Annotated in this window: 21 protein-coding genes; 18 read left to right on the forward strand and 3 right to left on the reverse strand. The window is 62.3% G+C overall.

Annotation, left to right across the window (positions count from 1 at the left end; translation table 11 throughout):
• Positions 1 to 13: 13 nt before the first annotated feature.
• The 14 genes from tssC (at position 14) to icmH (ending at position 18,941) form a co-directional block, all read left to right on the forward strand.
• Entirely contained in the window at positions 14 to 1,507 is a 1,494-nt protein-coding gene (gene tssC, locus WJ16_RS17390; protein WP_069258313.1) for a type VI secretion system contractile sheath large subunit, read from the forward strand.
• 88 nt (positions 1,508 to 1,595) lie between these two features.
• Positions 1,596 to 2,081: an Hcp family type VI secretion system effector gene (locus WJ16_RS17395; protein WP_034180312.1), complete on the forward strand. Its 486-nt coding sequence runs from the start codon at positions 1,596 to 1,598 to the stop codon at positions 2,079 to 2,081.
• Positions 2,082 to 2,162: 81 nt separating this feature from the next.
• A complete protein-coding gene (tssJ, locus tag WJ16_RS17400; protein WP_069258314.1) occupies positions 2,163 to 2,666 on the forward strand; it encodes a type VI secretion system lipoprotein TssJ in 504 nt (167 codons plus the stop codon).
• A 31-nt stretch (positions 2,667 to 2,697) separates the two neighbouring features.
• Positions 2,698 to 4,044 carry a type VI secretion system baseplate subunit TssK gene (gene tssK / locus WJ16_RS17405; protein WP_069258315.1) on the forward strand — a complete coding sequence of 449 codons (1,347 nt, stop codon included), beginning with the start codon at positions 2,698 to 2,700 and terminating at the stop codon, positions 4,042 to 4,044.
• Between the two features lie 162 nt (positions 4,045 to 4,206).
• Positions 4,207 to 6,855, forward strand: coding sequence for a type VI secretion system Vgr family protein (locus WJ16_RS17410; RefSeq protein WP_084636057.1), 2,649 nt, complete (start codon positions 4,207 to 4,209; stop codon positions 6,853 to 6,855).
• Positions 6,856 to 6,934: 79 nt separating this feature from the next.
• Entirely contained in the window at positions 6,935 to 8,809 is a 1,875-nt protein-coding gene (locus tag WJ16_RS17415) for a zinc metalloprotease (RefSeq protein ID WP_157126796.1), read from the forward strand.
• 80 nt (positions 8,810 to 8,889) lie between these two features.
• Entirely contained in the window at positions 8,890 to 9,735 is an 846-nt protein-coding gene (locus tag WJ16_RS17420; RefSeq protein WP_157126797.1) for a hypothetical protein, read from the forward strand.
• Positions 9,736 to 9,774: 39 nt separating this feature from the next.
• Positions 9,775 to 10,716 carry a hypothetical protein gene (locus tag WJ16_RS17425; RefSeq protein WP_157126798.1) on the forward strand — a complete coding sequence of 314 codons (942 nt, stop codon included), beginning with the start codon at positions 9,775 to 9,777 and terminating at the stop codon, positions 10,714 to 10,716.
• Positions 10,717 to 10,787: 71 nt separating this feature from the next.
• Complete coding sequence (locus WJ16_RS17430) at positions 10,788 to 11,762, forward strand: hypothetical protein (RefSeq protein ID WP_157126799.1); 975 nt, start codon at positions 10,788 to 10,790, stop codon at positions 11,760 to 11,762.
• Positions 11,759 to 11,905, forward strand: coding sequence for a hypothetical protein (locus WJ16_RS34870; protein WP_157126800.1), 147 nt, complete (start codon positions 11,759 to 11,761; stop codon positions 11,903 to 11,905). The genes WJ16_RS17430 and WJ16_RS34870 overlap by 4 nt, the downstream gene beginning before the upstream one ends.
• On the forward strand, positions 11,902 to 12,153 hold the full coding sequence (locus WJ16_RS17435) for a PAAR domain-containing protein (RefSeq protein ID WP_069258321.1): 252 nt from the start codon (positions 11,902 to 11,904) through the stop codon (positions 12,151 to 12,153). Before WJ16_RS34870 ends, WJ16_RS17435 begins: the two co-directional genes overlap by 4 nt.
• Before the next feature lie 200 nt (positions 12,154 to 12,353).
• Positions 12,354 to 13,586 carry a type VI secretion system protein TssL, long form gene (tssL, locus tag WJ16_RS17440; RefSeq protein ID WP_069258322.1) on the forward strand — a complete coding sequence of 411 codons (1,233 nt, stop codon included), beginning with the start codon at positions 12,354 to 12,356 and terminating at the stop codon, positions 13,584 to 13,586.
• Positions 13,587 to 13,612: 26 nt separating this feature from the next.
• Complete coding sequence (tssM, locus tag WJ16_RS17445; RefSeq protein WP_069258323.1) at positions 13,613 to 17,701, forward strand: type VI secretion system membrane subunit TssM; 4,089 nt, start codon at positions 13,613 to 13,615, stop codon at positions 17,699 to 17,701.
• Positions 17,702 to 17,720: 19 nt separating this feature from the next.
• Complete coding sequence (gene icmH / locus WJ16_RS17450; protein WP_069258324.1) at positions 17,721 to 18,941, forward strand: type IVB secretion system protein IcmH/DotU; 1,221 nt, start codon at positions 17,721 to 17,723, stop codon at positions 18,939 to 18,941.
• 196 nt (positions 18,942 to 19,137) lie between these two features.
• On the opposite strand, the gene WJ16_RS17455 is transcribed toward icmH, so the two are convergent.
• The gene (locus tag WJ16_RS17455; protein WP_069258325.1) at positions 19,138 to 19,803 is read right to left on the reverse strand and encodes a TetR/AcrR family transcriptional regulator; all 666 of its coding nucleotides are present in this window, start codon (positions 19,801 to 19,803) and stop codon (positions 19,138 to 19,140) included.
• Positions 19,804 to 19,897: 94 nt separating this feature from the next.
• On the opposite strand from WJ16_RS17455, the gene WJ16_RS17460 reads away from it, so the two are divergent.
• Together WJ16_RS17460 and WJ16_RS17465 are read left to right on the forward strand one after the other, a co-directional pair.
• Complete coding sequence (locus WJ16_RS17460) at positions 19,898 to 20,728, forward strand: Rossmann-fold NAD(P)-binding domain-containing protein (RefSeq protein ID WP_069258326.1); 831 nt, start codon at positions 19,898 to 19,900, stop codon at positions 20,726 to 20,728.
• Positions 20,725 to 21,210, forward strand: coding sequence for an anthrone oxygenase family protein (locus WJ16_RS17465; protein ID WP_069258780.1), 486 nt, complete (start codon positions 20,725 to 20,727; stop codon positions 21,208 to 21,210). The genes WJ16_RS17460 and WJ16_RS17465 overlap by 4 nt, the downstream gene beginning before the upstream one ends.
• 8 nt (positions 21,211 to 21,218) lie before the next feature.
• On the opposite strand, the gene WJ16_RS17470 is transcribed toward WJ16_RS17465, so the two are convergent.
• Entirely contained in the window at positions 21,219 to 22,019 is an 801-nt protein-coding gene (locus WJ16_RS17470; RefSeq protein ID WP_069258327.1) for an AraC family transcriptional regulator, read from the reverse strand.
• Between the two features lie 90 nt (positions 22,020 to 22,109).
• Between WJ16_RS17470 and WJ16_RS17475 the strand changes: the two genes are divergently transcribed.
• Together WJ16_RS17475 and WJ16_RS17480 are read left to right on the forward strand one after the other, a co-directional pair.
• Entirely contained in the window at positions 22,110 to 23,018 is a 909-nt protein-coding gene (locus tag WJ16_RS17475) for a DMT family transporter (RefSeq protein ID WP_069258328.1), read from the forward strand.
• 26 nt (positions 23,019 to 23,044) lie between these two features.
• Positions 23,045 to 23,965 (forward strand): ATP-binding protein, encoded by a 921-nt coding sequence (locus WJ16_RS17480; protein ID WP_069258781.1) that lies wholly within the window; start codon positions 23,045 to 23,047, stop codon positions 23,963 to 23,965.
• Between the two features lie 161 nt (positions 23,966 to 24,126).
• Here the strand turns inward: WJ16_RS17480 and WJ16_RS17485 are convergent, their stop codons facing one another.
• Positions 24,127 to 25,980 (reverse strand): ATP-binding protein, encoded by a 1,854-nt coding sequence (locus WJ16_RS17485; protein WP_157126801.1) that lies wholly within the window; start codon positions 25,978 to 25,980, stop codon positions 24,127 to 24,129.
• Between the last annotated feature and the right edge of the window lie 10 nt (positions 25,981 to 25,990).

Consider the following 25,990-nt stretch of genomic DNA (forward strand, 5'->3'; position numbering starts at 1 on the left):
GAGGATGACCACCATGGCGAAACAGCAAGCACAGGCCGACCACGCTCAGACGGCCATTCAATCCGACTTTACGCAACTGCTCGAAAGGGAGTTCCGCCCGAAGACCGAGCAGGCGCGTGAAGCAGTCGAACATGCGGTCCAGACGCTCGCCGAGCAGGCGCTGACGCAATCGACCACGATCAGCGACGACGCATACAAGAGCATCGCCGCGATCATCGCGCAGATCGACCACAAGCTCTCCGAGCAGATCAATCTGATTCTCCACCACGACGACTATCAGGCGCTGGAGTCGGCCTGGCGTGGTCTGCATCACCTTGTATCGAACACGGAGACGGACGAGCACCTCAAGATCCGCGCCCTCGACGTATCGAAGACCGAACTGCACCGCACGATGCGCCGGTACAAGGGCATCGCATGGGACCAGAGTCCGCTCTTCAAGCAGATCTACGAACAGGAATACGGCCAGCTCGGCGGCGAACCGTACGGCTGCCTGGTCGCCGACTACTATTTCGACCATACGCCGCCCGACGTCGACCTGCTGGGCTCGATCGCGAAAGTCGCCGCGGCCGCGCATACGCCGTTCATCACGGGCGCGGCGCCGTCGGTGCTGCAGATGGAGTCGTGGCAGGAGCTCGCGAACCCGCGTGACCTGACGAAGATCTTCACGCAGAACCTCGAATACGCGGCATGGAATTCGCTGCGCAACACCGAGGACGCGCGCTATGTTGGGCTCGCGATGCCACGCTTCCTCGCGCGCGTGCCGTATGGTGCGAAGACCAATCCGGTCGACGAGTTCGATTTCGAGGAAGACACGAATGGGTCGGATCACAGCCGCTACGGCTGGGCGAACGCCGCGTATGCGATGGGCGTCAACATCAACCGCTCGTTCAAGCAGTACGGCTGGTGCTCGCTGATCCGCGGCGTCGAGTCGGGCGGCACGGTCGAGAACTTGCCGTGCCACACGTTCCCGACCGACGACGGCGGGGTCGACATGAAGTGTCCGACCGAGATCGCGATCTCGGATCGGCGCGAGGCCGAACTGTCGAAGAACGGCTTCATTCCGCTCGTGCATCGCAAAAATACCGATCACGCGACCTTCATCGGCGCGCAGTCGCTGCAAAAGCCGGCCGAGTATCACGACGCGGATGCGACTGCCAACGCGAACCTGTCCGCACGCCTGCCGTATCTGTTCGCCTGCTCGCGCTTCGCGCACTACCTGAAGTGCATCGTGCGCGACAAGATCGGCGCGTTCAAGGAGCGTGAGGACATGCAGCGCTGGCTCAATGAATGGGTCATGCACTACGTCGACGCGGATCCGGCCAACTCGTCGCAAGACACCAAGGCGCGCCGGCCGCTCGCAGCAGCCGAAGTCCTCGTCGAAGACGTCGAAGGCAATCCCGGCTACTACCAGGCGAAATTCTTCCTGCGTCCGCACTTCCAGCTCGAGGGACTGACGGTTTCGCTGCGGCTCGTCACCAAGCTGCCGTCGATCAAGGAAGCGGCTTGATATAGAAGCTTGGCCCTCTTAGGTCGGGCGTCGGACCATTCTCTCCCGTAGCGCCCGACCCGTTTTCACTCACTCAAGGAGCATTGGTATGGCACAAGACATTTTCCTGAAGATCGACGGCATCAACGGCGAATCGCTCGACGACAAGCACAAGGACGAGATCGAAATCCTGAACTGGGACTGGGAAATCCTGCAGGAATCGACGATGCATGCCGGTAGCGGCGGCGGTGCAGGCAAGGCGACGGTCAAGGATCTGACATTCGAACACAACATCGATCGCGCGAGTCCGAACCTGATGAAGTACGCGCTGACCGGCAAGCACATCGACCAGGCGACGCTCGTGATGCGCAAGGCCGGTGGCAACCCGCTCGAGTACCTGAAGCTCACGATGAGCGACGTGATCGTCACGCGCGTGAAGCCGTCGGGCAGCAAGCTGGATGCCGAGAAGAGCCGCGAAACGGTGTCGCTGTCGTTCGCGAAGGTGAAGCAGGAGTACGTCGTGCAGAACGCGCAGGGCGGCAGCGGCGGTGCCGTGACGGCCAGCTTCGACATCAAGGGCAACAAGGAAGCGTAAGCCCGGGAGGTGCCGCGCGTTGGGAGAAGGCTGCTTTCTCCGCGCGCGGCGCATCTCGCTGTCCAACAAGGTGAAATCTGCATGCGTTCGATTCTGACTGCCGCCACCCTCGCCAGTGTTGTGTTGATTTCCGCCTGTGCGAGCGGCGAGCCGAAACCCAAGGAGCCGATCCGGCTTGACATGATGGTCGACGCGAAGGTCGACGTCAATCCGGACGACCGTGGACGGGCGGCGCCGATTGTCGTGCGCCTCTATGAGCTGAAGAACGACAACGCCTTCAATGCGGCGGACTTCTTCACGCTGCAGACCCAGGAGAAGACCGTACTGGGCGACGACGTCGTGAAGCGCGACGAAGTACAACTGCGACCTGGCGAACATCGGACCATTGCTCGGCGCCCGGATCCGGCAACGACCGTCATCGGCGTGATTGCGGCTTATCGCGACTTGCCGAATTCCGTGTGGCGGACGGTCTACACGATGCCGATCGCACCCGACAAGGCGTGGTACCGCTTCTTCACGCCGAAGCTGAAACTGAAGATCGATCTCGAGGCCAAGGCCGTCCGGATCGAGGAAGCCAAGAAATGAATCACGTCGCGCAACGAAACGGACGATACGTATGAGCTGGTATGCCAAGGTCGCCTGGCAGGAAGGATTGTTTTTCCGTCCGCAACTGTTCCAGCAGCAGGATCGCTATTTGGAGAAGTACGCGCACATGCGCGCGGCGCCGCTGTCGCCGTTCTTTTTCGGTTTTTCGCACTACGCACTCGATCTGGAATCGCTCGCGCTCGGCAAGGTGATCGTCAAATCCGCCGCCGGCGTGTTCGCCGACGGCTCGCCGTTCGACGCGCCGGGTAACACGCCGCTGCCGCCTCCGTTGACGATTCGACCGGAGCATCTCGATCAGGTGATCTATCTGGCGGTACCGGTCCGACTGCCGAATTGCGAAGAGACGACGTTCGTGAACACTGCGGATTCGCTGGCGCGCTACCTCGTGTTCGACACTGAGTTGCGCGACACGAATTCGGTCGGCCTCGCACCCGAATCCGTGCAGCTTTCGAACCTGCGCTTGCGCCTTCTGCCAGAGAAGGAACTCGGTGATGCGTGGATCGGCCTCGCACTCACATGCGTGAAAACGATTCGTGCGGATGGCAGCATCGAGCTCGACAATACGCTCGTGCCACCTGTTTCGGGTTTTGGGGCGAGCGATCTGCTGACCAGCTGGGTCACGAAGATTCACGATCTCGCGAGGTTGCGCGCGAATGCGCTGGCACAACGGCTGGCGGGCACCGAGGACACCACCGCGAGTGCCGCAACGGTCACGGATTACCTGTTGCTGCAGATCCTGAACCGGTACGAGCCGTTGCTGCAGCACATGCTGCGCGTGCCGACCACGTCGCCCGCGGACATCCATGTGTTGTTGATCGGCATGGCGGGCGAGCTGTCGACCCATCTGCGCACGGATACGCGCCGGCCGCTCGATACACATCCGCCTTATCAGCACACGACGCCGCACCTGTGCCTGAAGCCGGTTGTCGACGACACGCATCGACTGCTCAACGCCGTGCTGGTGCGCAGCGCGCAAAGCATTGCACTCGAGGATCGGGGCCACGGCATGCGAAACGCGGTGGTCGATCCGTTCGACATGCAAGGTTTTACCGCCGTCGTGCTCGCCGTGCATGCCGCCATGCCGCCTGACCTGCTGAAGCAGCAGTTCCTTGCACAAGCAAAGGCCGGTCCGTCCGACAAGCTGCCAAGCCTCGTGCGCAGCCACTTGCCGGGAATCGGTCTCCAGACCTTGCCTGTTCCGCCGCGGCAGCTCCCGTTCAACGCGGGCTACATCTACTACGAGTTGACCCAGGATGGGCCGCTGTGGGAGGAGGTTGTGCGTCACGGTGGTTTGGCGTTGCACGTAGCGGGTGATTTTCCATCACTCAAACTGGAGTTGTGGGGCGTCAGAGGGTGATTGGCGAAGACGGGCGATTGACCTGCATGAAGGTACCGGGTACCCGAGGCAATCACGAACCGGCGGCAATTGGACACGATAGTCGGGAATGGGCGTCGGCCCTCGGCGGATCTTCATGGCGCTGCCATGACACGAATCGATAGAGCTTGAGAAGGGGAGTCCATGTACGTACCAACGCAATCCCGCGTCGTGTCGATTTCGGGTGCGGCGCTTCCTGGCGTGGCAGGCCGGTCAATCCTTCTGCCTATCAGACTTCATGGTCAAGAAGAACTCGGCACGCTCGCCGAGTTCACGCTGGAACTCAAGACCTTGCATATGCCGACGTTGCCCGTCTATGAGGCACGTGATCGCATCCAACCGGAAAAGCTGGTCGGAACGGAACTCACCATCTCAATCGAATTCGATGGCAAGGGGACGTTCTCTCCCGGCATACCAGGCGGTGCCGGGCTGGGCAACCTGGGCGCAGGCAAGCGCGAAATCGTCGGCTTGATCACCGAGTTTACGTCTACCGGCGAGGACGATCGGTACGCCTATTACGAGATGAGCGTACGGCCGTGGCTGTGGCTCACGACGCTCAACCGCGAAAACCGCATTTTCCAGAACAAAAACGTCGTCGAGATCACGGAAGCGATTCTCGGTTCGAGCCTCTATCCGTTCAAATATGAATGGCGGTTAGGTGCGGTTGGATTGAAGGGTGTTTACCCGACGCGCGACTATGTGCGGCAGATGTGGGAATCTGATTTTGAATTCCTGAGCCGGTTATGGTGCGAGTGGGGCATCTACTACTTCATGGATGGCTCGACGTTGGTGCTGTGCGACTCGCCTGGATCACACAAGCCGCACGGAAACATGTATGACACGATTTCTTATCACGCACCGGCGGGGAAGCGAGTCGACGAAGAGCATATCCATCGCCTGACGGTGTCGCGCCGGCTTACCGCGGGAGCGGTGAGTTTGATCGATTACGATTCGACCCAATCTCGTGCAAATCTGTCGACGGTAGTCGATCGTCCGAGTGATATTCCATTTAGCAATGCAGAGCACTATGCGTGGGGCGATTACTCGCAGCCGTTGGCAGGGACGATGGGGCTGTCTGGAATGCCGAACAGTTGTGTTCAGGAGGCGCGATATTTGGCAGGGGTGCGTGTCGACGCAGAGCGTTGCAGGAGCTTGCGTGCGAAGGGGCGCGGCAACCTGCGTGGAATAGCGACGGGCCACACCTTTCACCTCGAAGGGTGTCCGCAGGCGCGCACCAATGCGGAATACCTGGTGGTCGCCGCGACGATCGACATTCGTAACAACGATGAAGCCACGGGCGGCGAACCGTACCACTGCGTAACGGATTTTGTGCTGCAGCCCGCTACGACGTTTTTTCGTAGCCGCCCGAAGCGCAAGCCGCCATGCGGATCGGAAACGGCCGTCGTGGTGGGGCCTGCTGACCAGCCGATATGGGTCGATGGCTATGCGCGCGTGAAAGTCCAGTTCGTGTGGGACCGGCTCGGTTCGCGTGACGAGAATTCGAGCTGCTGGATGCGGGTTTCATCGCCGTGGCAGGGGAGCGGCTTCGGGTTCGTGGCGTTGCCGCGCATCGGCCAGGAGGTGACGGTGAGCTATCACGAAGGGGATCCGGACAAGCCGTATGTGTCGGATCGTCAGGTGAACCAGTTCAACCAGCCACCGTGGGTGTTGCCGAAGAATCATGCGTTGATGGGCTGGTGCAGCATGAGTCTGACTGGCAGTCAGGCTAACCAGGTAGTGGTTGACGACACGCCTGGAAAACTTCAGGTCCAGATTTCGAGCGATTACGCGCAGTCGAGGTTGGTGCTTGGGTATAACACCCGCATCGAGGGAGGCACGGGACGACAGCAGGAGCGTGGCGTCGGGTTCGAGATGGCGACGGAAGCGCACGGGGTGATGCGGGCAAACCGCGGAATGCTGGTGACGACAGAGGCGCGGGAAGGGGCAAGCGCACCGGCGAAGGACATGGCAGAGACCGTGGCTCGCTTGACCCAGGCGAGGGAACTGCATGAGGAGATGGCGGATCTGGCGCAGCGGCACAACGCGCAGGAAGCCGGGGTGAGCCAGCATGATGCGACGCAGGCGATCAAGACGCAGAACGAAGCGATAAAAGGCGATGTCGCCGATCCGAGCGAGAACCTGTTTCCGGAAATGAGTCGCCCTGACATCGTGTTGGCGAGCGCGTCGGGTATCGGCATGAGCGCGGCGCAAGGCGTGCATATTGCAAGCCAGGGGGACCACGCAGTGACGGCGGCACGAGACGTGAGCGTGTCGTCCGGCAGATCCTTGATCGGCTCGATCAAGGGCGCGATCTCGTTGTTTGCCGCGAAGCTGGGTATCCGACTGGTCGCAGCGCAGGGCAAGGTCGAGATTCAGGCGCAAGACGATGCGATGGCGCTCGCGGCGCTGAAGGATCTGACGGTTACCAGCCTGGACGGAAAAATCGTGCTGAACGCGTCGAAGGAGATCTGGATCGGCGTAGGCGGCTCGTTCATTCGCATCACCGCCGACGGCATCGTAAACGGGACCACCGGGCAGATCCAGGAGAAGTGCGCGAAGTGGAGCAAGGCGGGAGCGGAATCGATGCGAATCCCGTTTTCCGACAGCTTCGGCAAGATCTACGAAGGATTCTTCAAGCTGCATTGGGAAGGTACCAATCAGATTGCGCCGTATCACCCGTATCGCATCACGCGTGCCGATGGCAGTCGGATCGAGGGCATCACCAATGCCGACGGGGAAACCACACTGCATCTGGCCGAATACAGCGAATCCTTGAAAATCGAACTTCTGTGACTCACCGATGACGAGCCAACGACCCACCAGGAAAACGTCCGCGCCTCCACCTGAACTGAAGCTGAAGTCAGGCGGCTCGGTGTGCAAGGTCGAACTGCCGCAGCGCCCTCTGCGCATCTACTTCCAGACCTATCCCGGCGTGAGCGGTAGCGAGGCAGACCGTGCGTTAGCGGGTATCCCGTACAAGCTGCGTATTCCCGGTCATCCCGAAATCGAGGGCAAGACGGAGCCGAACGGGCAGATTCTGCTGCCGGGCCTGCAGCCCGGTATGACGGGGGAGCTCCAGATCCTGGGAACCGTGATCCACCTGCGCCCGCGAGACTACAGCGCCGATGAAACCACCGACGGCAGAACCACCATGGGCATCCAGGGCGCCAAGCGTCGCTTGATGATCATGGGTTACTACGACAAGCCGTATCGTTTCAACGGTTTGAGTCAAACACCCGACGACAAACTGGATCATGTCGAAATCGAGGAGGCGATTCTGCAATTCCAGGTGGACAACGGGATGGTGCCAAACGGGGAGATCGAACGCCATGAGATCGTTGGCGGCAGGATCGATACCAGCCTGCGATATGGTTTCCATCGTGATCTGTCCAATTCGACGATCAAGCAGTTCCATCCCGACTTCGTCGCGAAGCTGGCGGCGGGTGGTGGCAGCGCCCCGCCGGACACGATGGTGCCATGCGGCGTGCCGCCATCAACGCCAGCCAAGGGAAAATCGCCGGCCAAGGCGAGTTCGGCAGCGGCGCCTCAACCGCTCGTTCGCGAGATCTACGAGGGGCATCGATTCGTTCCCGTTCGCTTCGTTCGCCAGAATCCGGGGCGATTCAATCCACGGCAACCGGAACTGGACGAGCGTGGTTTTGTGGACGGCCGTGCCGGCCCGGTTGTGAGCCTGATGGCGGGGGAAACCATTCAGGTGCGGATGGTGCGCGTGCATGTGGCGAGGGGTGTGCCGCTGTTTCTCAAGAGCAGTGATGAAACCGTGGTGAGGGTTCGGCTCCTTGCTGATGATGTTGTTGAGCTCACGGGTGTTGCAAGGACAGGGCGGTCCATCGCAGTTGTCGATCCGCGAAACTCGACGGTTGAGGTGCGCTATGGAAGTTCTGATGGCCCGCTACTGCACAGGTTGTTTGTGGAGCACTACGATCCAATTACAGTTGCGGTGGCCGTTCATCTGGTATCCATCGGGCAGAACGGACATCCTGAAATTCCACGCGTTCCCCCTTCGTTGCAGCGTTCGACTATTGAGCCGATCTTCGACAGCATCAACGACATCTGGCGTACAGCCGGTATTCGCTTTCAAGTCACGCAATGGCTTGACGACACCATCGATTTGAATCAGGCGGGGGTGATGACCGTCCAAGGCGCTATCAATGAGTTTAACGACGTGACCGGTTTGAACCGCATAGCCGCACATCTGAATATGTACGTCGTGGACTCGATGATTGGAGACGGTATTGGTTGGGGGGCGAGGAATACAGCGTTGGTGGCTGCTGAGCAAATGCATGGCGCCGGACCTTCCACGCCAGACCAGTTGGTACAGACCTTTGCCCACGAGATCGGTCATTTTCTTGGCCTTTGGCACCCCGGCACGGCGAATTCGGAAGGCGATAACCTGCCATTTCCACCTCAGCATCCAGAAGACCATGCCATGCAGGACTACTGGTCTCGTCGAAGCTTGATGTATGTCTACACCAGTCTAGGGCCCACTAATCCGCTGGCGCCCAATGTCAGGCAGCGCGGCCGTCAGTTGGACGTTGGAAATGGATGGTTCGTAGGCGGAAAGATGCTTTGCTGCAAGGTGGTGCCGAAGATCGTGTCAAGTGAAAAAGATTCAGAGATTGTCACCACACGCAGTATCGCGATACTCAATCAGGTCATTGAAACAAGGACGACAGCATGGAACTCACGAATCGATACCGAAATTGGCGATGGCTTGTTTGCTTGATCCTGATGCTTGGAGGAATGGGTACAACACGGGCACAAGATATTTCTGCTTCAACCACCTCTACCTCGGAGAGTAAAACCATGCCGACACTGGTGCACCTGATCAAGCTGGAGAAATGGGATGATGCGCTCCAGTATTGCCAAGACCACAAGGATGCAGCTATTCCAGAAATCAATTTTGTCCTTGATACACCAAAGATAAATTCTGCAACGGCAAATTTCATGTATCACTGCCTTCGTCAGATTCGAACTGCAGCGTCCGCGATACTGATGGCAAAAGATTTTCATGGCGGATGGCGGGAGACCGTGTACGGACTGATTGAGAACCCCCGCCCGGAGGCCTACCCCATCCTCAAAGCAAGGTTGAAGTTGCCACAGGAAGAGAGGGATAAGGATCTTCTGCTGACTATGGCGCAGATGGATGTGCCGGTTGAGCAACGCGTTGCCGACATCAAACCATACCTCGAGGCCAAATACTACGGGACACGTCAGGGGGCTGTTCTTAGTCTGGCTCTGCTGGACGATCCAGACAGCACGGAGCGCATGGTCTATGAGCTCGGCACGAAATACCGGCAATCCAAGTCGAATTTCTTGCGTGTCTTCTACGATTTCCGAGCCTGGCGCATCCCCAAATTCGTACCGGTACTGATCCCGGTACTCAATGATCCGATGCCGCTCGATGACATCGGTATTCGCATGTACCTGCCGGGTGGTGGCGAGCAATCGATGACTCCAGAGGAAGAGCGCTATAGCCGTGCTCGCGACTACGCACTGAACATCATTGCGAAAACGCTCAATCTCGACTTGCCATTCAAGATCGAGGATCAGACCACGTACACGCAGGAGCAACGTGACCTGGTCAAGCAGAAGCTGCGGGACCTCGGCTATACCGTGACGGACGAGCCGTATCCGATCACGCCTGCTTGAGTGAATTTTCAATCAAATCATTCCAACTACGTCAACGGCATGGAACTCACACATCGACACCGAAAATTACGATGGCTTGTTGTCTTGATTTTGTCGCTGGGAGCGACGGGTACAGCGTTGGCTCAAGGTGTTCCCGCTTCAACCACCTCTGCCTCGGAGAGTAAAACCATGCCGACACTGGCGAACCTGATCAAGCAAGAGAAATGGGATGACGCGTTGCAGTACTGCCACGACAGAAGAGATGCAGCCATTCCAGAAATTAATGCCGTGCTTGGCACGCCCCGGTTAAATGGCACGCTGGAGAATTTCATGTATCACTGCCTGCGCCAGATTCGCACGGTTGGAGCTGCTGTACGATTGGCCGAAGGATTCAATCGAGGTGGTCGAGAAAATGCGTACGGCCTGATCGAGAATCCGCGCCCGGAGGCCTACCCTATCCTCAAGGCACGCTTGAAGTCACCGCAGGAAGAAGTAGACAGGGATCTTCTGCTGACTATGGCGCAGATGGATGTGCCGGTTGAGCAGCGTGTCGCGGACATTAAGCCATATATCGAAGCGAAGTATTACGGGGTGCGTCAGGGGGCCATTCTCGCTCTCGCGCTACTGGATGATCCGGGCAGCATGGAGCGTGTTGTCAAGGAGCTTGGTACTGATCGGCTACAGCGTAAGCAGGACTTTCTACGCGTCTTCTACGACTTCCGAGCCTGGCGCATCCCGAAGTTCATTCCGATACTGATTCCGGTGCTCAATGATCCGATGCCGCTCGATGACATCGGCATTCGCATGTACCTGCCTGGCGGTGGCGAGCAATCGATGACTCCAGAGGAAGAGCGTTATAGCCGTGCTCGCGACTACGCGCTGAACATCATTGCGAAAACGCTCAATCTCGACTTGCCATTCAAGATCGAGGATCAGACCACGTACACGAAGGAGCAACGTGACCTGGTCAAGCAGAAGCTGCGGACCTCGGCTACAAGGTGACGGACGAGCCGTATCCGGTCACGCCTGCTTGAGCGAATTTTCAATCAAATCATTCCAACTACGTCAACGGCATGGAACTCACACATCGACACCGAAAATTACGATGGCTTGTTGTCTTGATTTTGTCGCTGGGAGCGACGGGTACAGCGTTGGCTCAAGGTGTTCCCGCTTCAACCACCTCTGCCTTGGAGAGTAAAACCATGCCGACACTGACGGATCTGATCAAGCACGAGAAATGGGATGGCGCGATTAAATACTGCAAAATATATAAGGACGTAGCCATTCCAGAAATCAATTTAGTTCTTGATACGCCAGAGCTAAGTTCTGCAACGGCAAATTTCATGTATCACTGCCTCCGTCAGATTCGAACTGCAGCGTCCGCGATACTGATGGCAAAGGATTTTCACGGGGGGTGGCGGGAAACCGTGTATGGCTTGATCGAGAATCCGCGCCCGGAGGCCTACCCCATCCTCAAAGCAAGGTTGAAGTCGCCACTGGACGAAGTAGACGAGGATCTTCTGCTAATTATGGCGCAGATGGATGTTCCGGTTGAACAGCGCGTCGCCGACATTAAGCCATATATCGAGGCGAAGCATTACGGGGTGCGTCAGGGGGCCATTCTCGGTCTCGCGCTACTGGATGATCCGGGCAGCACGGAGCGTGTTGTCAAGGAGCTTGGTACTGATCGGCTACAGCGTAAGCAGGACTTTCTACGCGTCTTCTATGACTTTCAAGCCTGGCGCATCCCGAAGTTCGTACCGATACTGATTCCGATGCTCAATGATCCGATGCCGCTCGATGACATCGGTATTCGCATGTACCTGCCGGGAGGCGGTGAGCAGTCCATGACTTCAGAGGAAGAGCGCTATAGCCGTGCCCGCGACTACGCGCTGAACATCATTGCGAAAACGCTCAATCTCGACTTGCCATTCAAGATCGAGGATCAGACCACGTACACGAAGGAGCAACGTGACCTGGTCAAGCAGAAGCTGCGGGACCTCGGCTATACCGTGACGGACGAGCCGTATCCGATCACGCCTGCTTGAGTGAATTTTCCAATCAAATTATTCCAGCAAGCCAACAGCATGGAATTCAAGAATCGCCACTGAAACTGGCGATGGCTTGTTCGCCTGATCCTGTTGCTTTGCGCAAGCCGAAGTTGTTTAAAAAACGAGGAAACATTTCATGATCAATTTCATCCGCCTCGGCGACACGACTGACCATGGGGGCAGGGTAACGACCGCGTCCGAAACGGCTGACTACGACAGCATCCCGCTTGCCCGAAAGGGGGATTTGATCGAATGCCCTCGGCATCCTGACGTGCAGCCGAACGTGATCGAGGAGGGCGACGAGGACATGCTCGACGAGGGCCGTCCCATTGCCCGTGCGGGGCATCGTGGCACCTGTGGTTGTCACCTCGTTTCGAGCTTGCAGTGAGGCCACGCGATCGTGCTGGATTTGACTCGTCTGCCAGGACTGACCGTTCTCAGCATGCTGGATACGGTAGCGCCTGTACGTATCGGCACAATTCGCGAGCGCGCGGGGCCCATCAGGTCGTGCCAAGCATATCGACGCACTGTACGACACCGAAACCGGCCAGTGGCATTTCGTAAGAAAGACATGAAGGAACAGGTATCGTGACGAACGAAACGGACGGACTGGAAAATCCCGACACGCTAGATGGATCGATCCCGTCCGGAGAAATGCCGGAGGACCGTCTGCGCCGCATCCTTGCGGCGACGAATCCGCTGCTCGAGGCCTCGCGCGTGCTGCTGCGGGCACTGGCCGACATGCCATATTCGCTGTCTTCCAGTGCGGTCGAGCAATTGCGGGAATTGCTGGGGCAGGAAGTCGATGAGTTTAAAAAGCTGTGCACACAGGCCAATATCCGACGCGACCATATGGTCGGCGCCAGCTATTGCCTGTGTACGGCGCTCGACGAGGTGGCGATGCGGACCGCCTGTGCACACGATCGAGCGCTGGCGGCGGCATGGGTCCATACGAGCCTGGCAGCGACGTTTCATCGAGATGTCGACGGCGGTGAAAAGATATACATGCTGATTGGAAGACTCGTGTCGGAACCCCGAGAGCACCGCGATCTACTGGAAGTCATCTACCGTGTTCTGAGTCTTGGTTTCGAAGGCCGGTACCGGTTTGAGGCAGGGGGGGCACGCCGTCATGGCGAGATTCGCCGGCACATCTATACCGAGATCATGTCGAGGCGCGAGCCGGTGCCCCAGGCACTGTCGCCGCACTGGAAGAGCGATGCGCGCAAGCCGCATATGTCGTTCTGGGAGTTTCCCGTATGGATCACGGCCACGGTGCTGTCGGTGGCGCTGCTCGGCCTGTTCGGCTACTTCAAGTATGAACTGGTGACACACAGTGTCGGTATCCGGAAACAGATCGCGGACATCGGCCGCATGACACCGCCACCGGTGCCGCAGCAACTGCATTTAAAGCAACTGCTCAAGGACGAGATCGCGGCAGGCACGGTCAGCGTGGACGAAGATGCGCGCCACAGCGCGGTGACGTTTCGGGGCGATGCGATGTTCCAGCCCGGCGGCGTCGCAGTCAAGCCTGCAATGGCACCGCTCGTCGCGAAGATTGCGGGCGAGATCGTGAAAGTACCAGGCAAAGTGACTGTCCTGGGTTATACGGACAATCTGCCGATCCGCAGTCGCCAGTTCCCGTCGAACGGCGCACTGTCGGAGGAGCGGGCGACGCAGGTGATGCAGATGCTGCAAGCCGCCGGTGTGCCGGCCAACCGTCTTGAAGCGGTTGGCAAGGGCGACGCCGAGCCGATCGGTGACAACCGTACTTCCCAGGGGCGTGCGCTGAACCGACGTGTCGAAATCGTCGTCGCGCATTAGCCCCCGATCTGCGTCCGGAATTGAACATGAAGAAGTTCCTGTCGTTTCTCGCATCGCGCCAATTCCTGGCGTTCCTCGCGCTCATCATCGTTGCGTTGACGATCTGGTTTCTCGGGCCATTCGTCGCGTTTGGCGGTCTCAAGCCCCTGGCCGGGGCCGGTATGCGCGTATTCCTGATCGCGCTGCTGCTGGCCGGCGTGCTGCTTTGGCTTGCGGGATTGCCGACGAGCGTCGTGCCTGTGGCGTTGCTGTGTCTGTTGATCTGGTATGCGTCGCCACTGCTGTCGTTCGGACGCAGCGCACCGTTTGAGCCGGTTTCAGCTCGCCTGATCGCGATCGCTCTTGTGCTCGTGGTGTACTTCGTCTACGGGATATTCAGTCTCTGGAAGAAGATGCGCGACGACGCGCGGTTCCTGGAGAAAGTGCTGCGAGCCGGCGGCAAGAAGGAGCCGTCGCCTGCGGCGCCACGATTGCAAAAGATTGAAGCAATCGTCGCGAGTGCGTTGTCGCGACTGAAGTCTATGCGCACCGGCGCTCGGGGGCCACGCAAGCTGCTCCAGGGCAAGCGCTACCTGTATGAACTGCCCTGGTACATCACACTCGGCTCGAACGGCTCGGGAAAAACGAGCGCATTGCTCAATGGCGGTCTCGCATTTCCGGTGGCGGAGCAGATGCTACGCGCAGCCGGGGAACGCTCGGATCGTGCTGCTTCGATGGACTGGTGGTTGACCAACGACGCGGTGTTGATCGACACGGCAGGGTATTACACGCGCCATGGCACCTCGATAATCGGAGACGTTGACGCTTCGGGTATGAAATCGGACAAGCCGGCACCTGGCGTGCCTGGTGAGGATGGACCTGGACATCCGAAGCCGGAAGCAGGTGATGACGTTGCGAACGGCGCTGTTTTGACCGAATCGCGGGCCGCCGCAGCGCCGAAATCAAGTGCGAAGGTCGTTGCGGTTCGTGCCAACGCTGGCCACCCGAGGCAGGCTCTGGACCGCGCCGAATGGCTGGGCTTTCTCGGCATGCTGCGCCGGCATCGGCCTCGCGCGCCCATTAATGGCGCGCTGCTCACCGTCGATCTTGCGACGCTGGCGAGTGTGGACGAGCAGGCACGTATTGCCGAAGCGGCTGCATTGCGCGCGCGACTGACCGAGCTGCGCGATGAACTGGGTATTCGGTTCCCGGTCTACCTCCTCGTGACGAAGATGGATCGCCTGACCGGGTTCACCGACTATTTCGGCACACTGACCTCGGAAGGTCGCGCACAGACCTGGGGTTTTACGCTTCCGTACGGCGAGGAGACGGTTGTGAAGGAGGGGCTGCGTGCACGCTGCAACGATGAGCTTGCCCTGCTCGCTGATCGGCTTGCCGGCTCGGTCGATATGCGCTTGCAGGACGAATACGATCTCGTAAAGCGTCAACAGCTCGTCGCATTGCCGGAAGAGTTTTCGGCGTTGGTCGGGCCGATAGTCGACCTGATTGACCGTGTGTTTCTCGACTCGCGTTATGACGACACTCAGTTGCATTCAACGCTGAGGGGCGTGTATTTCACGAGCTCGCAACAACGCGGCGGCGAGTTCGTCGCCGAGCACCGTACGGTCGTACAACGTCTTGCGTCGACCCAGAAGCTGGCGTCCGTTGCACCGGCACGCCCGGAGGGCAGCCAGAGCTTTTTCTTGCACGATTTGCTGACTCGGGTGATCTTCCCGGAGGCCCATCTCGTTGTCCCCAACTTGCGTTGGGAATACCGCTTTCGGCTACTGCGCCTGATTGGTCATGCACTTGCCTTGCTGCTGTTCGTCTGGCTCGCGCTGGGTTTGCGCGTGAGCTTCGGCAATAACAGCGACTATCTCGATGTGATCGGCCGAAAGGTTCAGGCATTGGCGAGCCGGGTAACACAGCTCTACAAGGAGCCGAAACCTGAAGCGGTGCCCGATACGCTGACGGAAGCACGCTACCTGCCGGCTTTCCCGAACCTGGACCTGTCCGGTCCCGCCAGTACGTGGCGCTATGGTCTTTACACTCCGACCGATATCGTGGCGGAAAGTCATCGCACCTACGACGCGCTGGAGGACAATCTGCTGTTGCCGCAGATTGTGCACCGGATGGAGGAGGTGATGTCGGGCGCGATTGCGGCCAAGGACGCGAAGACGGCCTACGACGCGCTGCGCGTCTACCTGATGCTTCACGACAACGCGAAATTCAATGCCGCCGACGTCAAGGCGTGGGTGCTCGACGACTGGGCGAAAAACGACAGCGCGGCGATTTTTGGTGGCCGCGCGTCGATGATCGAGCACGTGCAGCAGCTGTTTTCAGGCGACCGCGTCGTGAAGTCGCCGTTGATTCGTAACGACGGACTGATCCAGCAGGCCCGAGCGTTTCTCGACGGCAGCAACGCGACCGACCGCCTGTACCAACGTGCGAAGGCGGCGATGCTGAAGGAGGCCCCGGACGAGTTCACGCTGCTGCGTGCCGTCGGGCCGCAAGCCGGCACCGTGTTCACGCGGGCGAGCGACCAGCCGCTCTCCCGCGGCGTGCCTGGCCTCTTCACGTTCGACGGCTACCGGAACCTGTTCGACAAACGGCTACCGGAGTTCGTCCAGATCGCGCGCGACGACGATGCGTGGGTGATGGGGCGCTCGTATCTGGGCGAGGCTCAAAAAAAAACGGCTGAGATCGTGGGCAATGCGACCGGGGTGGACGATGCACTGACGGATGCTGTCCGCCGCGAGTACCTGATGGAATACGCGCAGCAGTGGGACGCGTTTCTCAACGACATCCGGACGGTGAGCGGCACGAGCCTCGCATTCAACCTTCAGGTGCTGCGCAGCTTTGCGGCCCCCGACTCGCCGCTCGCGCGACTTGCCCGCGCGGCCGTGCATGAAACGACGCTCACGGCGCCGGTGACCGGGGCGGACGGTTCTTTTCTTCAGAAGGCGGCCGATCAGCTCAACCAGAATGGCGACAAGGTACTTGGCATCCGCGCATCGGAACGCGTCGAACGCGATCTCGTTGACAACCATTTCGCAGCGCTGCGCGAGGTCGTGACGGGCAACGCCGACTCGCAGGCCGGTCCCCAGGCGGCGGCCGCGCAGGCCGGAAGGACGGGCCTGGACGGGGTGGCCAACCTCGTGAACGATTACTACACGGCGCTCACGGTTTCTGACAACGCATTGTCGAACAACAGCATGCCGCCGGCGACCGACACGGGGGCGAAGCTCAAGATGACGGCCAACACGATGCCCGCGCCTTTCCGGGCAGTGCTGTTGCAACTCGCTGCAGACGGCTCCCGGGAAGTCAACCAGGGTATCGGCCAACTGCTGTCCCGGCAGATGCAGGCGGTGGTCGGCGACGCGTGTCGACTCTCCATCGAGGGCAACTATCCGTTCTCGCCCGACAGCAAGCGCGACGTCAGCATCGACGACTTCACCCGTGTGTTCGCGCAAGGAGGCGTGATCGACGATTTCTTCACGAAGACGCTGGCGCCGTTCGTCGACACGGCGGCGAAGCCGTGGCGCTACCGGACGCTGCCCGGCGCGACGGAACCTGTCCAGGGACCCGATCTGGAGCCGTTCGAGCATGCGAAGGCGATTCGCGACGTCTTCTTCAATGATCCTGGCCACAAGCAGCTCACGTGGAAAGCCGATATCCGTATTCCCGAACTGGATCCCACGATCACAAGCCTGTCGCTCGACATCGACGGCCAGAGCTCGCTCTATCGGCATGGTCCGGTGGCACCTTTCGCGGTGTCGTGGCCGGGGCCGCGTGGTGGCGTTCACGCGGAGATCACCGCTAGTCCTCGCATTCGCCCCGATACGTCGACGATCGTGGCTGACGGACCGTGGGCGCTGATGCGGTTGCTCCGGAAGGGGCAGGTTGTCGAGGCGGCCACGCCCGGCCGTACCCGCGTCGCGTTTGACTTCGATGGTCGCAAGGCGGTGCTTGACGTTGCGAGCACGGGAAGCGTGGCGAATCCGTTGACGAGCGATGTGCTGAAGACATTCCGCTGCCCAACCTCGATGCCGGTGTTCAACCTGTCCGATAGCGGACCGCCCCCTGGATTGCCGCGCGGCGCGATGCCGGTGATCCCGGCAGGCGTTTCCCAATGAACCGCGAGGAACCTGCACGGTGACGATTTCGACCGCCGATTCGAGAAACCGGGCCGGAGTGCTGGCATCTCCGCCATTTGCAGCGCGCCTGAAGGCTGCGGAGCAAGCGGTCAATCCGATGCTTGAATCCTCACGCATCTTGCTGCTTGCTCTGGTGAGCACGCCGGCTGCACTGGACCATGAAGCTGTTGTGCATCGGCGGCAATGGCTGGAACACGAGCTCAGGCTGTTCACGCGTGTCTGTAACGAACTGAAGCTTCGATCCGAGCACGTGGTCCGCGCGAGTTACTGCCTGTGCGCCGCACTCGATGAAGCAGCGATGCAGACGCGTTGGGGAAACGGCGAGGTGACGGGGGTTGACTGGCAGTCAAACAGCTTGGCGGTGGCGTTGGGCCACGATCGGCAGGGCGGCGATCGGGTGTTTCGATTGATCGATGAGGCGATGGGGAGCCCACGCGAACACCTCGACCTGATCGAACTGTATCAGAACATCCTCGATCTCGGATTCCAGGGGCGCTACCGCTTTGCGAGCGAAGGCGCGATGCGCTTGTTGAACATCCGTGAACGTGTGCATGACGTCGTGAGGACGAGTGGACTTGGTGTCGTTCGTGAGAGTGAACTTTTCCGACTACCCCGACACACGGTGGTTGATCCGTGGGTGCGTCCCGCGCCGGTGCGGCGATCGTCTTGGTGGATTGCTGCCGGGCTGGTCGTTGCGTTGTCGCTGGCGGCGGCGGGATATGCCGCTGTGGGCCATTGGGTTGGCGGCACGCAGCCCGCTTCGGCGACGTCATCGCTCGATGCGCTGACGGAGCAGCTCGGATCGAGCCTGCGCGATGAACTTGCTGCCGGAAATGTCGATTTGAGCCGCGATGTAGCGAAGAACGCGCTGACGCTCAGATTCAATGGTATGTATGGGTCCGGCGACGTGACGGTGGCGCCGTGGTGGGCTTCCATGATGGCTTCGATTGGTCGGGCCATTGCCTCGTCGGCACCAACCGCCCACGTCCGTATCGCCGGCTACACCGACGCCATACCGGCGGGTACGACGCGTCAGGGTACCAATCAGGCGCTTTCAGAAGCTCGTGCTCGGCAGGTCGCGCAGATTCTCGTGGCGGCTGGCGTGCCGAACGAGCGCGTCAGCGTGGCAGGCCAGAGCGATGCCGATCCGCTGGCCGATAACGCCTCGAAGGAAGGACGCGCGAGAAACCGCCGCGTCGAAGTGACCGTATCGAATTGATGCAGGAAGCCGCAAGACATATTTCCCGGAGAAGGCCGGAGATGAAGGATGCGCAAGGCAACTGAAATCGCCGAGAATCTGATCTTGCCGCTACGTTGAGCATCGCCGTTCCCCTGAAAGAATTATGCGATCCGAAGTATCGTGCGTGCCCGCTGCTGCGGGGGAGGGTGTCGGTCGCGCGGCCTGACTTGCCCGACTACGCCTCAAGCACCGCCAGATCCCGCGGCAGCATCCGCTTGAACATCGCGAGGGTCTGCCGCGCCGCCTTCGGCGGCTGCGTGATCGCATGGCGCACGGCCGCGGCGATCTGGATCATCATCAGTTCGGCGAACGCGCTCCGTTGCACGCATGTCGTGTCGGGCGCCACTTCTCCCAACGCATCCGCGAACAGCGCGGCCAGAAACTCGCCGTCTGCCCGGTCGAGTTCCTGCAGCGCGCGGTCGGCCTGCGTCGCGCGCCAGATGTCGCGCATCAGCGGCTCGTCGACGAACATCCGGTAGTAACTGTCCGTGATGCGGGCGAGCGTGTCGTGCAGATCGTCGAGCGTCTTCATCGTGGCCAGATCGTGCCGCACACAGTCGTGCCCGACCGCGTTGTAGCGCTCAGCGAGCGTGCCGATCACGGCCGCCTTGTCCGGAAAGTACTGGTACAGCGAACCGAACGAGATGCCCGTGCGTTCGACGATGTCGCTCATCCGGAATGCGTCGCAGCCCTTCTCGATCATCACTTCCGACGCGCACGCGAGGATGCGCTCGAACCGCTCGCGGCTGCGCTGCTGCGTCGGCACGAGTCGCGCGCGCGCCGGCGCGTCCGCTGCCGCCGCTTCGGGCTCGTCGTTCTGCCCCGATTTTTGCCGGCCCATGCCGCCTCCAGAAAAGCTTGACGTTGCTAATGCGAGAGTCTATCGTGTTTTGAAAATGCGAGGAACTCTCGTATTTTTGTCAAAGGAGACGCTCATGTCGGCACTTCCCATCCTCATCGTCGGCGGTTCGGGCAAGACGGGCGCCCGCGTCGATGCGCGGCTGCGCGCGCGCGGCATCGCTACCCGGCCCGTGTCGCGCACGTCGGCCATCCGCTTCGACTGGACGGCGCCCGCGACGTGGCCGGCCGCGCTGGAAGGCGTGTCGGCCGCGTACGTGACCTACCAGCCCGACCTGGCCGTCGAAGGCGCGGTGGAAGCGATTGCCGCATTCGCGCGGCTGGCGCGGGAAAGCGGCGTCGAGCGCGTGGTGCTTCTATCCGGGCGCGGCGAGCCCCGCGCGCAGGCCGCCGAGGCCGCGCTGCAGGCGTCGGGCGTGGGCTGGGGCGTGGTGCGCGCGAGCTGGTTCAACCAGAACTTCTCCGAGGGCTACCTGATCGATGGGGTGCTGGCAGGCGTGGTCGCGTTGCCGGCCGGCGCGGTAAGCGAGCCGTTCGTCGATGCGGACGACATCGCGGACGTGGCCGTGGCCGCGCTCACCGATGCGCGTTTCGCGAACCGCGTGCTCGAGGTCACGGGGCCGCGCGCGCTGACGTTCGCCGAAGCGGTCGGCGAAATCGCTCGAGCCGCCGGCCGGCCGGTTGTCTATCGCGAGATTCCGGCCGACGCCTTCGTTGCCGGATTGCGCGAGGCCGGCGTGCCGGAGCCGGTCGTCGCGCTGCTCGACGATCTATTCGGCGTGGTGCTCGACGGGCGCAACAGCGCGGTGACGCACGGCATCGAAGAGACGCTCGGGCGGCCGGCGCGCGATTTCGCCGACTATGCGCGCGGGGTTGCCGCCACCGGCGTATGGCGCGCACGATCATGATCGCGTTCGCGAGCGCCGCATTGCTGTGGGGTTCGGCCATCGGCTGCGGGCTGATGGCCGGCGTGTATTTCGCGTTCTCGACGTTCGTGATGACGTCGCTCGGGCGGATCGCGCCGCATGCCGGCGTGGCCGCGATGAACGCGATCAACGTCGACATCGTGCGTTCGCCGTTCATGCCGCTGTTCCTCGTCACGACGCTGATGGCGCTCGCACTGGTCGTGCTCGCGCTGCTCGATCGCGATCAGCCGGGCGCGATGGCGGCACTCGCGGGCGGCGTGCTGTACGTGTTCGGCATGTTCGTGGTGACAATGGCCGTCAACGTGCCGCTCAACGATGCGCTCGCCGCGGCCGATCCGTCGACCGCGCACGGCGTGGCGCTGTGGACGCGCTACGTGCACGACTGGACGTGGTGGAATCATGTGCGCACGGTGGCGTCGGCCGCCGCGTGCGTGTGCTTCATCGCGGGGATCGCGGCGCGGTAGGGCTGCCGCTACGCGTAAAACGCCGACGGCGACACGCCGAAATGCCGCTTGAACATCGCTGAGAACGCGCTCTGGCTGCTGTAGCCGTGATCCATCGCGACGGTCAGCACTTTCTCGCCGTGCGCGAGGCGCTTGAGCGCGAGCAGCAGCCGCGCCTGCTCGCGCCAGCGGCGAAAGCTCAGCCCCGTCTCGCGCCGGAACGCGCGATGCAGCGTGCGGACCGACAGGCCGAGCAGGTCGCCCCATTCGGCGATCGTGCGCAGGTCGTCGGGCGCGGCGACGAGCGCGTCGCAGATCGTGCGCAGGCGTGGGTCGTGCGGCCACGGCAGGTACAGCGGCAGCAGCGGCGCGACGGTCACCTCGGCGAGCAGCAGGTGCATCAGGTGATCGTGGCGCGAACCCGGCGCATAGTCGAGCGGGATGTCGACCGCGGCGAGGATCAGCTCGCGCAGCAGCGGATGCACTTCCACGACGCAGCTGCGCGCGGGCAGGTGCTCGACCGCGCCCGGCTCGACGAACACGGTGCGCATCTGCACGTCGCCGCTCATCTGCACCGTATGGTCGAGGCCGGCTTCGAGCCACACGCCGCGCGTCGGCGGCACGACCCACGACGCGCCGTCGGACTGCACGTGCATCACGCCCTCGATCGCATAGAGAAGCTGCGCGCGGCGGTGGCGGTGCGGCGCGATCGACGTGCCGTGCGCGTACGTCGCCGCCATCGCCGAGACGGGCATCGGCGTCGATTCGAAGCGCAGGTGAGCACCGGGCGGGGTGGACTCGAGTGTCCGATTGGCGACAAGTCGTGACATTTTGGCGTGAGACAGGCAGTTGGACGGGCGGGCACGATGGCGTTCCCATCCACGCCAGATCCCTGTCAGGATATTAATCCGTCAAACGCGATGAACAAGTCTCCTTTTCTGTTTCCCTTCTGCGCGATCGCGCTGTGGGCCGGCAACGTGGTCGTGTCGAAGCTGTCGGCGTCGACGATCGACCCGTCGGCGATCACCTTCTACCGGCTGCTGCTCGCCGTCGCGTTGATGAGCGTATTCGCGCTGCGCCCCGCGTGGCGCAATCGCGCGGCGCTCGTCGCGCACCTGCCGAAGCTCGCGGTGCTCGGCTTTCTCGCGATGGCGCTGTTCCAGAGCCTGTCCTACGAGGCCGCAAAAACGACCAGCGCAACCAACATGGCGATCATCACGGCGCTCGTGCCGCTGATGACGATGCTGCTCAGCTCGCTGCTGCTCGGCGATCCGCCGGGCGTCGGCATGGTGGGCGGCGGCGGGCTGTCGCTCGCGGGCGTCGTCTGCCTGATCGCCGAGGGGCACCCGGCGACGATCGCCGCGCGCGGCGTGCATGCGGGCGATCTGCTGATGCTGGCCGCGTCGGCCGCGTATGCGCTGTACGGCGTGCTGCTCAAGCGCTGGCGCATCGGTGCGCTGCCGGCGTGGCAGTCGACCTACGTGCAGGCGCTCGCCGCGCTCGTGTTCATGGTGCCGATGCTGGTGCGTTTGCCCGCGCAGGCGGCGTGGCCGACGCGAGCGAGCGTGCCGCTGATCCTGTATGCGGGCGTGCTGGCGTCGGTGGTGCTGCCGTATCTGTGGATGCAGGGGGTGCGGCTGCTCGGCCCGAGCCGCTGCGCGATGTTCATGAACCTGTTGCCGGTGATGACGGCCGGCGGCGCGATCGTGCTGCTCGGCGAATCGTTGCGGCCGTATCACCTGATCGGCGGCGGGCTCGCGCTCGTCGGCGTGGCGATCGCGCAGCGGTTTCCGTTCCAGGCGAGCGCGTCGCAAGGTGTGCGGCAATGAGCGGCGATCGCGACATGCGGAACCTGATGGCCGCGCTGCCCCACGCGCGCGGGTCCGCGCGTGGGCCGGCGCTCGTGCATCAACTCGAACGGATCGCAACCGCGCTCGAGGCGCTGGCGGGCACCGGCCGTCCGGCTGTCGTCGATTTCGATGCGGCGATCGCATTTCGCTGGCGCGGCTTCGACGGCGGGCCGCAGGCGGCGCCGCTCGAACCGGTCGCGACCCCCGCGCTCATCGCGTTCGACGCGCTGCGCAACGTCGAACGTCAGGTGGCGATCGTCGAACGGAACACGCGGCAGTTCGTGCGCGGGCTCGCGGCGAATCACGTGCTGTTGACTGGCGCGCGTGGCACCGGGAAGTCGTCGATCGTGAAGGCGTGCCTGCATGCGTTCGCGCGGCACGGGCTGCGGTTGATCGAGGTCGGCAAGGAGCAGTTGGGCGATCTGCCCGCGATCGTCGAGCTGGTGCGCCCGCGGCCCGAACGGTACATCGTGTTCTGCGACGACCTGTCGTTCGAGGCGGGCGAGACCGGCTACAAGGAACTGAAGACGGTGCTCGACGGCTCGGTCGCGAGCGACCTGTCGAACGTGCTCGTGTACGCGACGTCCAATCGCCGCCACCTGATGCCCGAGCAGGCGAGCGACAACGCGAACGTGTCGCGCGCGGAGAACGGCGAACTGCATCCGGGCGACGCGGTGGAGGAGAAAATCTCGTTGTCCGAGCGCTTCGGCATCTGGGTGACGTTTTACGCGTTCACGCAGGACGCGTATCTGGCCGTCGTCGAAAGCCGGCTCGGCGAAGCCGGGTTCGATGCGCAGCAGATCCGCGCGGCGCGCGAACCGGCGCTGCAGTGGGCGCTGGAACGCGGTGCGCGGTCGGGGCGCATCGCCGCGCAGTTCGTGCGGGATTACGTCGGGCGGCTGGCGGAAGAGGCGCAGGCGCGCTGAACGCGTTGCGTGTCGGTCTCGGCACGGCCGGCTCGGGTCGGTCGAGGGCGTTGCGTGCGTCCGATTCCGTCCGATGAACCGACCGCATCCACCGCAACCGCCCGGCGACATGTGCGTTCGCCGTTCGGCGATCGCGCGCGACGTCGAAAGTGAAACACATGCTAGGGCGGCCCCGCGCGTCGCGCCGGTGTGCCCGTCCGCGCGCGCAGCAGGCGCTCCATCGCGACGCGCAGCTTGTCGCTCGGCACCGGCTTGTGCAGCAGCATGAAGCCGCCGTGCTTCGACCGGCCGGGGCGGCGCGCGGTCGTGTCGCCGGTGATCAGCATCGCCGGAATCGCCGTGTTGTACTCGTCGCGCAGCCGCATGATTGCGCCGATGCCGTTCTCGTCGCTGTGCAGGTGCAGATCGCAGATCAGCAGGGTCGGGCGCACGTCGTCCGACGCCAGGCGCGCGATGGCCTCGCTCGCCGACGCGGCCGCGACGACCCGGTAGCCCCATTGCGCGAGCAGGATCGACATCCCGGTGCGGATGGCCGATTCGTCGTCGATCACGACCACGAGGTGGGCGGCCGCGGCGGCCGTGTCAACGGTGATCTCGTCGGCGACAGCGGCGGGCGGCAGGACGGTCGCGGGCATGCGCGCCACCTGCAGTTCGAAGCACGAGCCGCGCCCGGGTTCGGAGCGCAGCGTCAGCGGGCAATCGAGCAGCTCGGCCAGACGCCGCACGATCGCCAGGCCGAGGCCCATTCCCTGTTCGTGCCCGCGGTCGTGGTGGGACAACTGGTAGTAGTCGTCGAATACGCGGCCTTGCTGGTCGGCCGGGATACCGCGCCCCGTGTCGATCACCTGCACGCGCACGTGCGTGCGCGTGGGCCGGCAGCCGACGACGATGCGTCCGGTGTCGGTGTAGCGCACCGCGTTCGACAGCAGGTTGCGTACGATGCGCTCGAGCAGCACCGGATCGGAATCGATGACGGCCCTGCTGCGCACGTACGACAGCTGCAATCCCTTCGCGTGCGCATCGACGGCGACGTCGCTGCACACGCGCTCCAGCACCGTGCCGATCGCGAACGGCCGGCGATGCACGGGCACGACGCCCGCATCGAGCCGCGAGATGTCGAGGATCGCGGTGAACAGCTCGTCCATCGCGTTGACGGACTCGTTGATGCGCTCGACGAGCAACGCACCGTCGGCGGGCATCTGCACGTGCCGCAACGCGCCGACGAACAGGCTGAGCGCATGGACGGGCTGGCGCAGGTCGTGGCTCGCGGCCGCGAGAAAGCGCGACTTGACGTGCGCGGCCGCGGTGGCGAGATCCTTCTGCTGACGGAAGCTTTCGGCGAGCTGGGCGGCGCGCTGGCGCTCGCGTTCAGCGATGCGCTGCGCGTCGATCAACTGGAGCTGTATTTCGATCTGGTCGCGGAATTCCTCGACGAGCCGGAGGTATCGTTCGGAGTACGCATTCTCCTTGCAGTCGAGCAGGCAGATCGTGCCGAACGTCGTGCGGTCGGGCCAGTGGATCGGCAGGCCGAGATACGAGACCATGTTGACGCGCAGGTCCGGGTTGTCGCGCCATTGCGGCGATTGTCGCGCGTCGGGCACGATCAGCGAGCGATCGCTGTCGATCACCGCTTCGCAATAGAGCCCCGAACCGGACAGTTCGGCCGATTCACCCTGATAGAACGGATTGGTTTCGTTGCGGCTGGCCACCACCACCTGGATGTCCTTGCCGACATGACGCATGATCAGCCCGGCCGGGACGCCGACGATCTCCGCCATCAGATCGACGAGGCGTTGCCATCGCTCGATCACCTCCGCGGCGAGATCGAACGGGCCGTCGTGGCCGGCCGGTGTGTCGGGGGCGGCGCGGCCGTCCGTGGGGGGAGGCGTGGAGGGCATCGACGGTCCCGCGGGCGTTGGCGATGCAAAAAATCTAGATGATTTGCGTCGGGTTGGCAATTCGCCGAGGCACCTTCCCGTATCGACGGCCGGTTCGACCGGCGTGCCGCGGCCCAATGGCCGGACG

It is taken from the genome of Burkholderia metallica, from assembly GCF_001718555.1.
GTDB lineage: Bacteria > Pseudomonadota > Gammaproteobacteria > Burkholderiales > Burkholderiaceae > Burkholderia > Burkholderia metallica.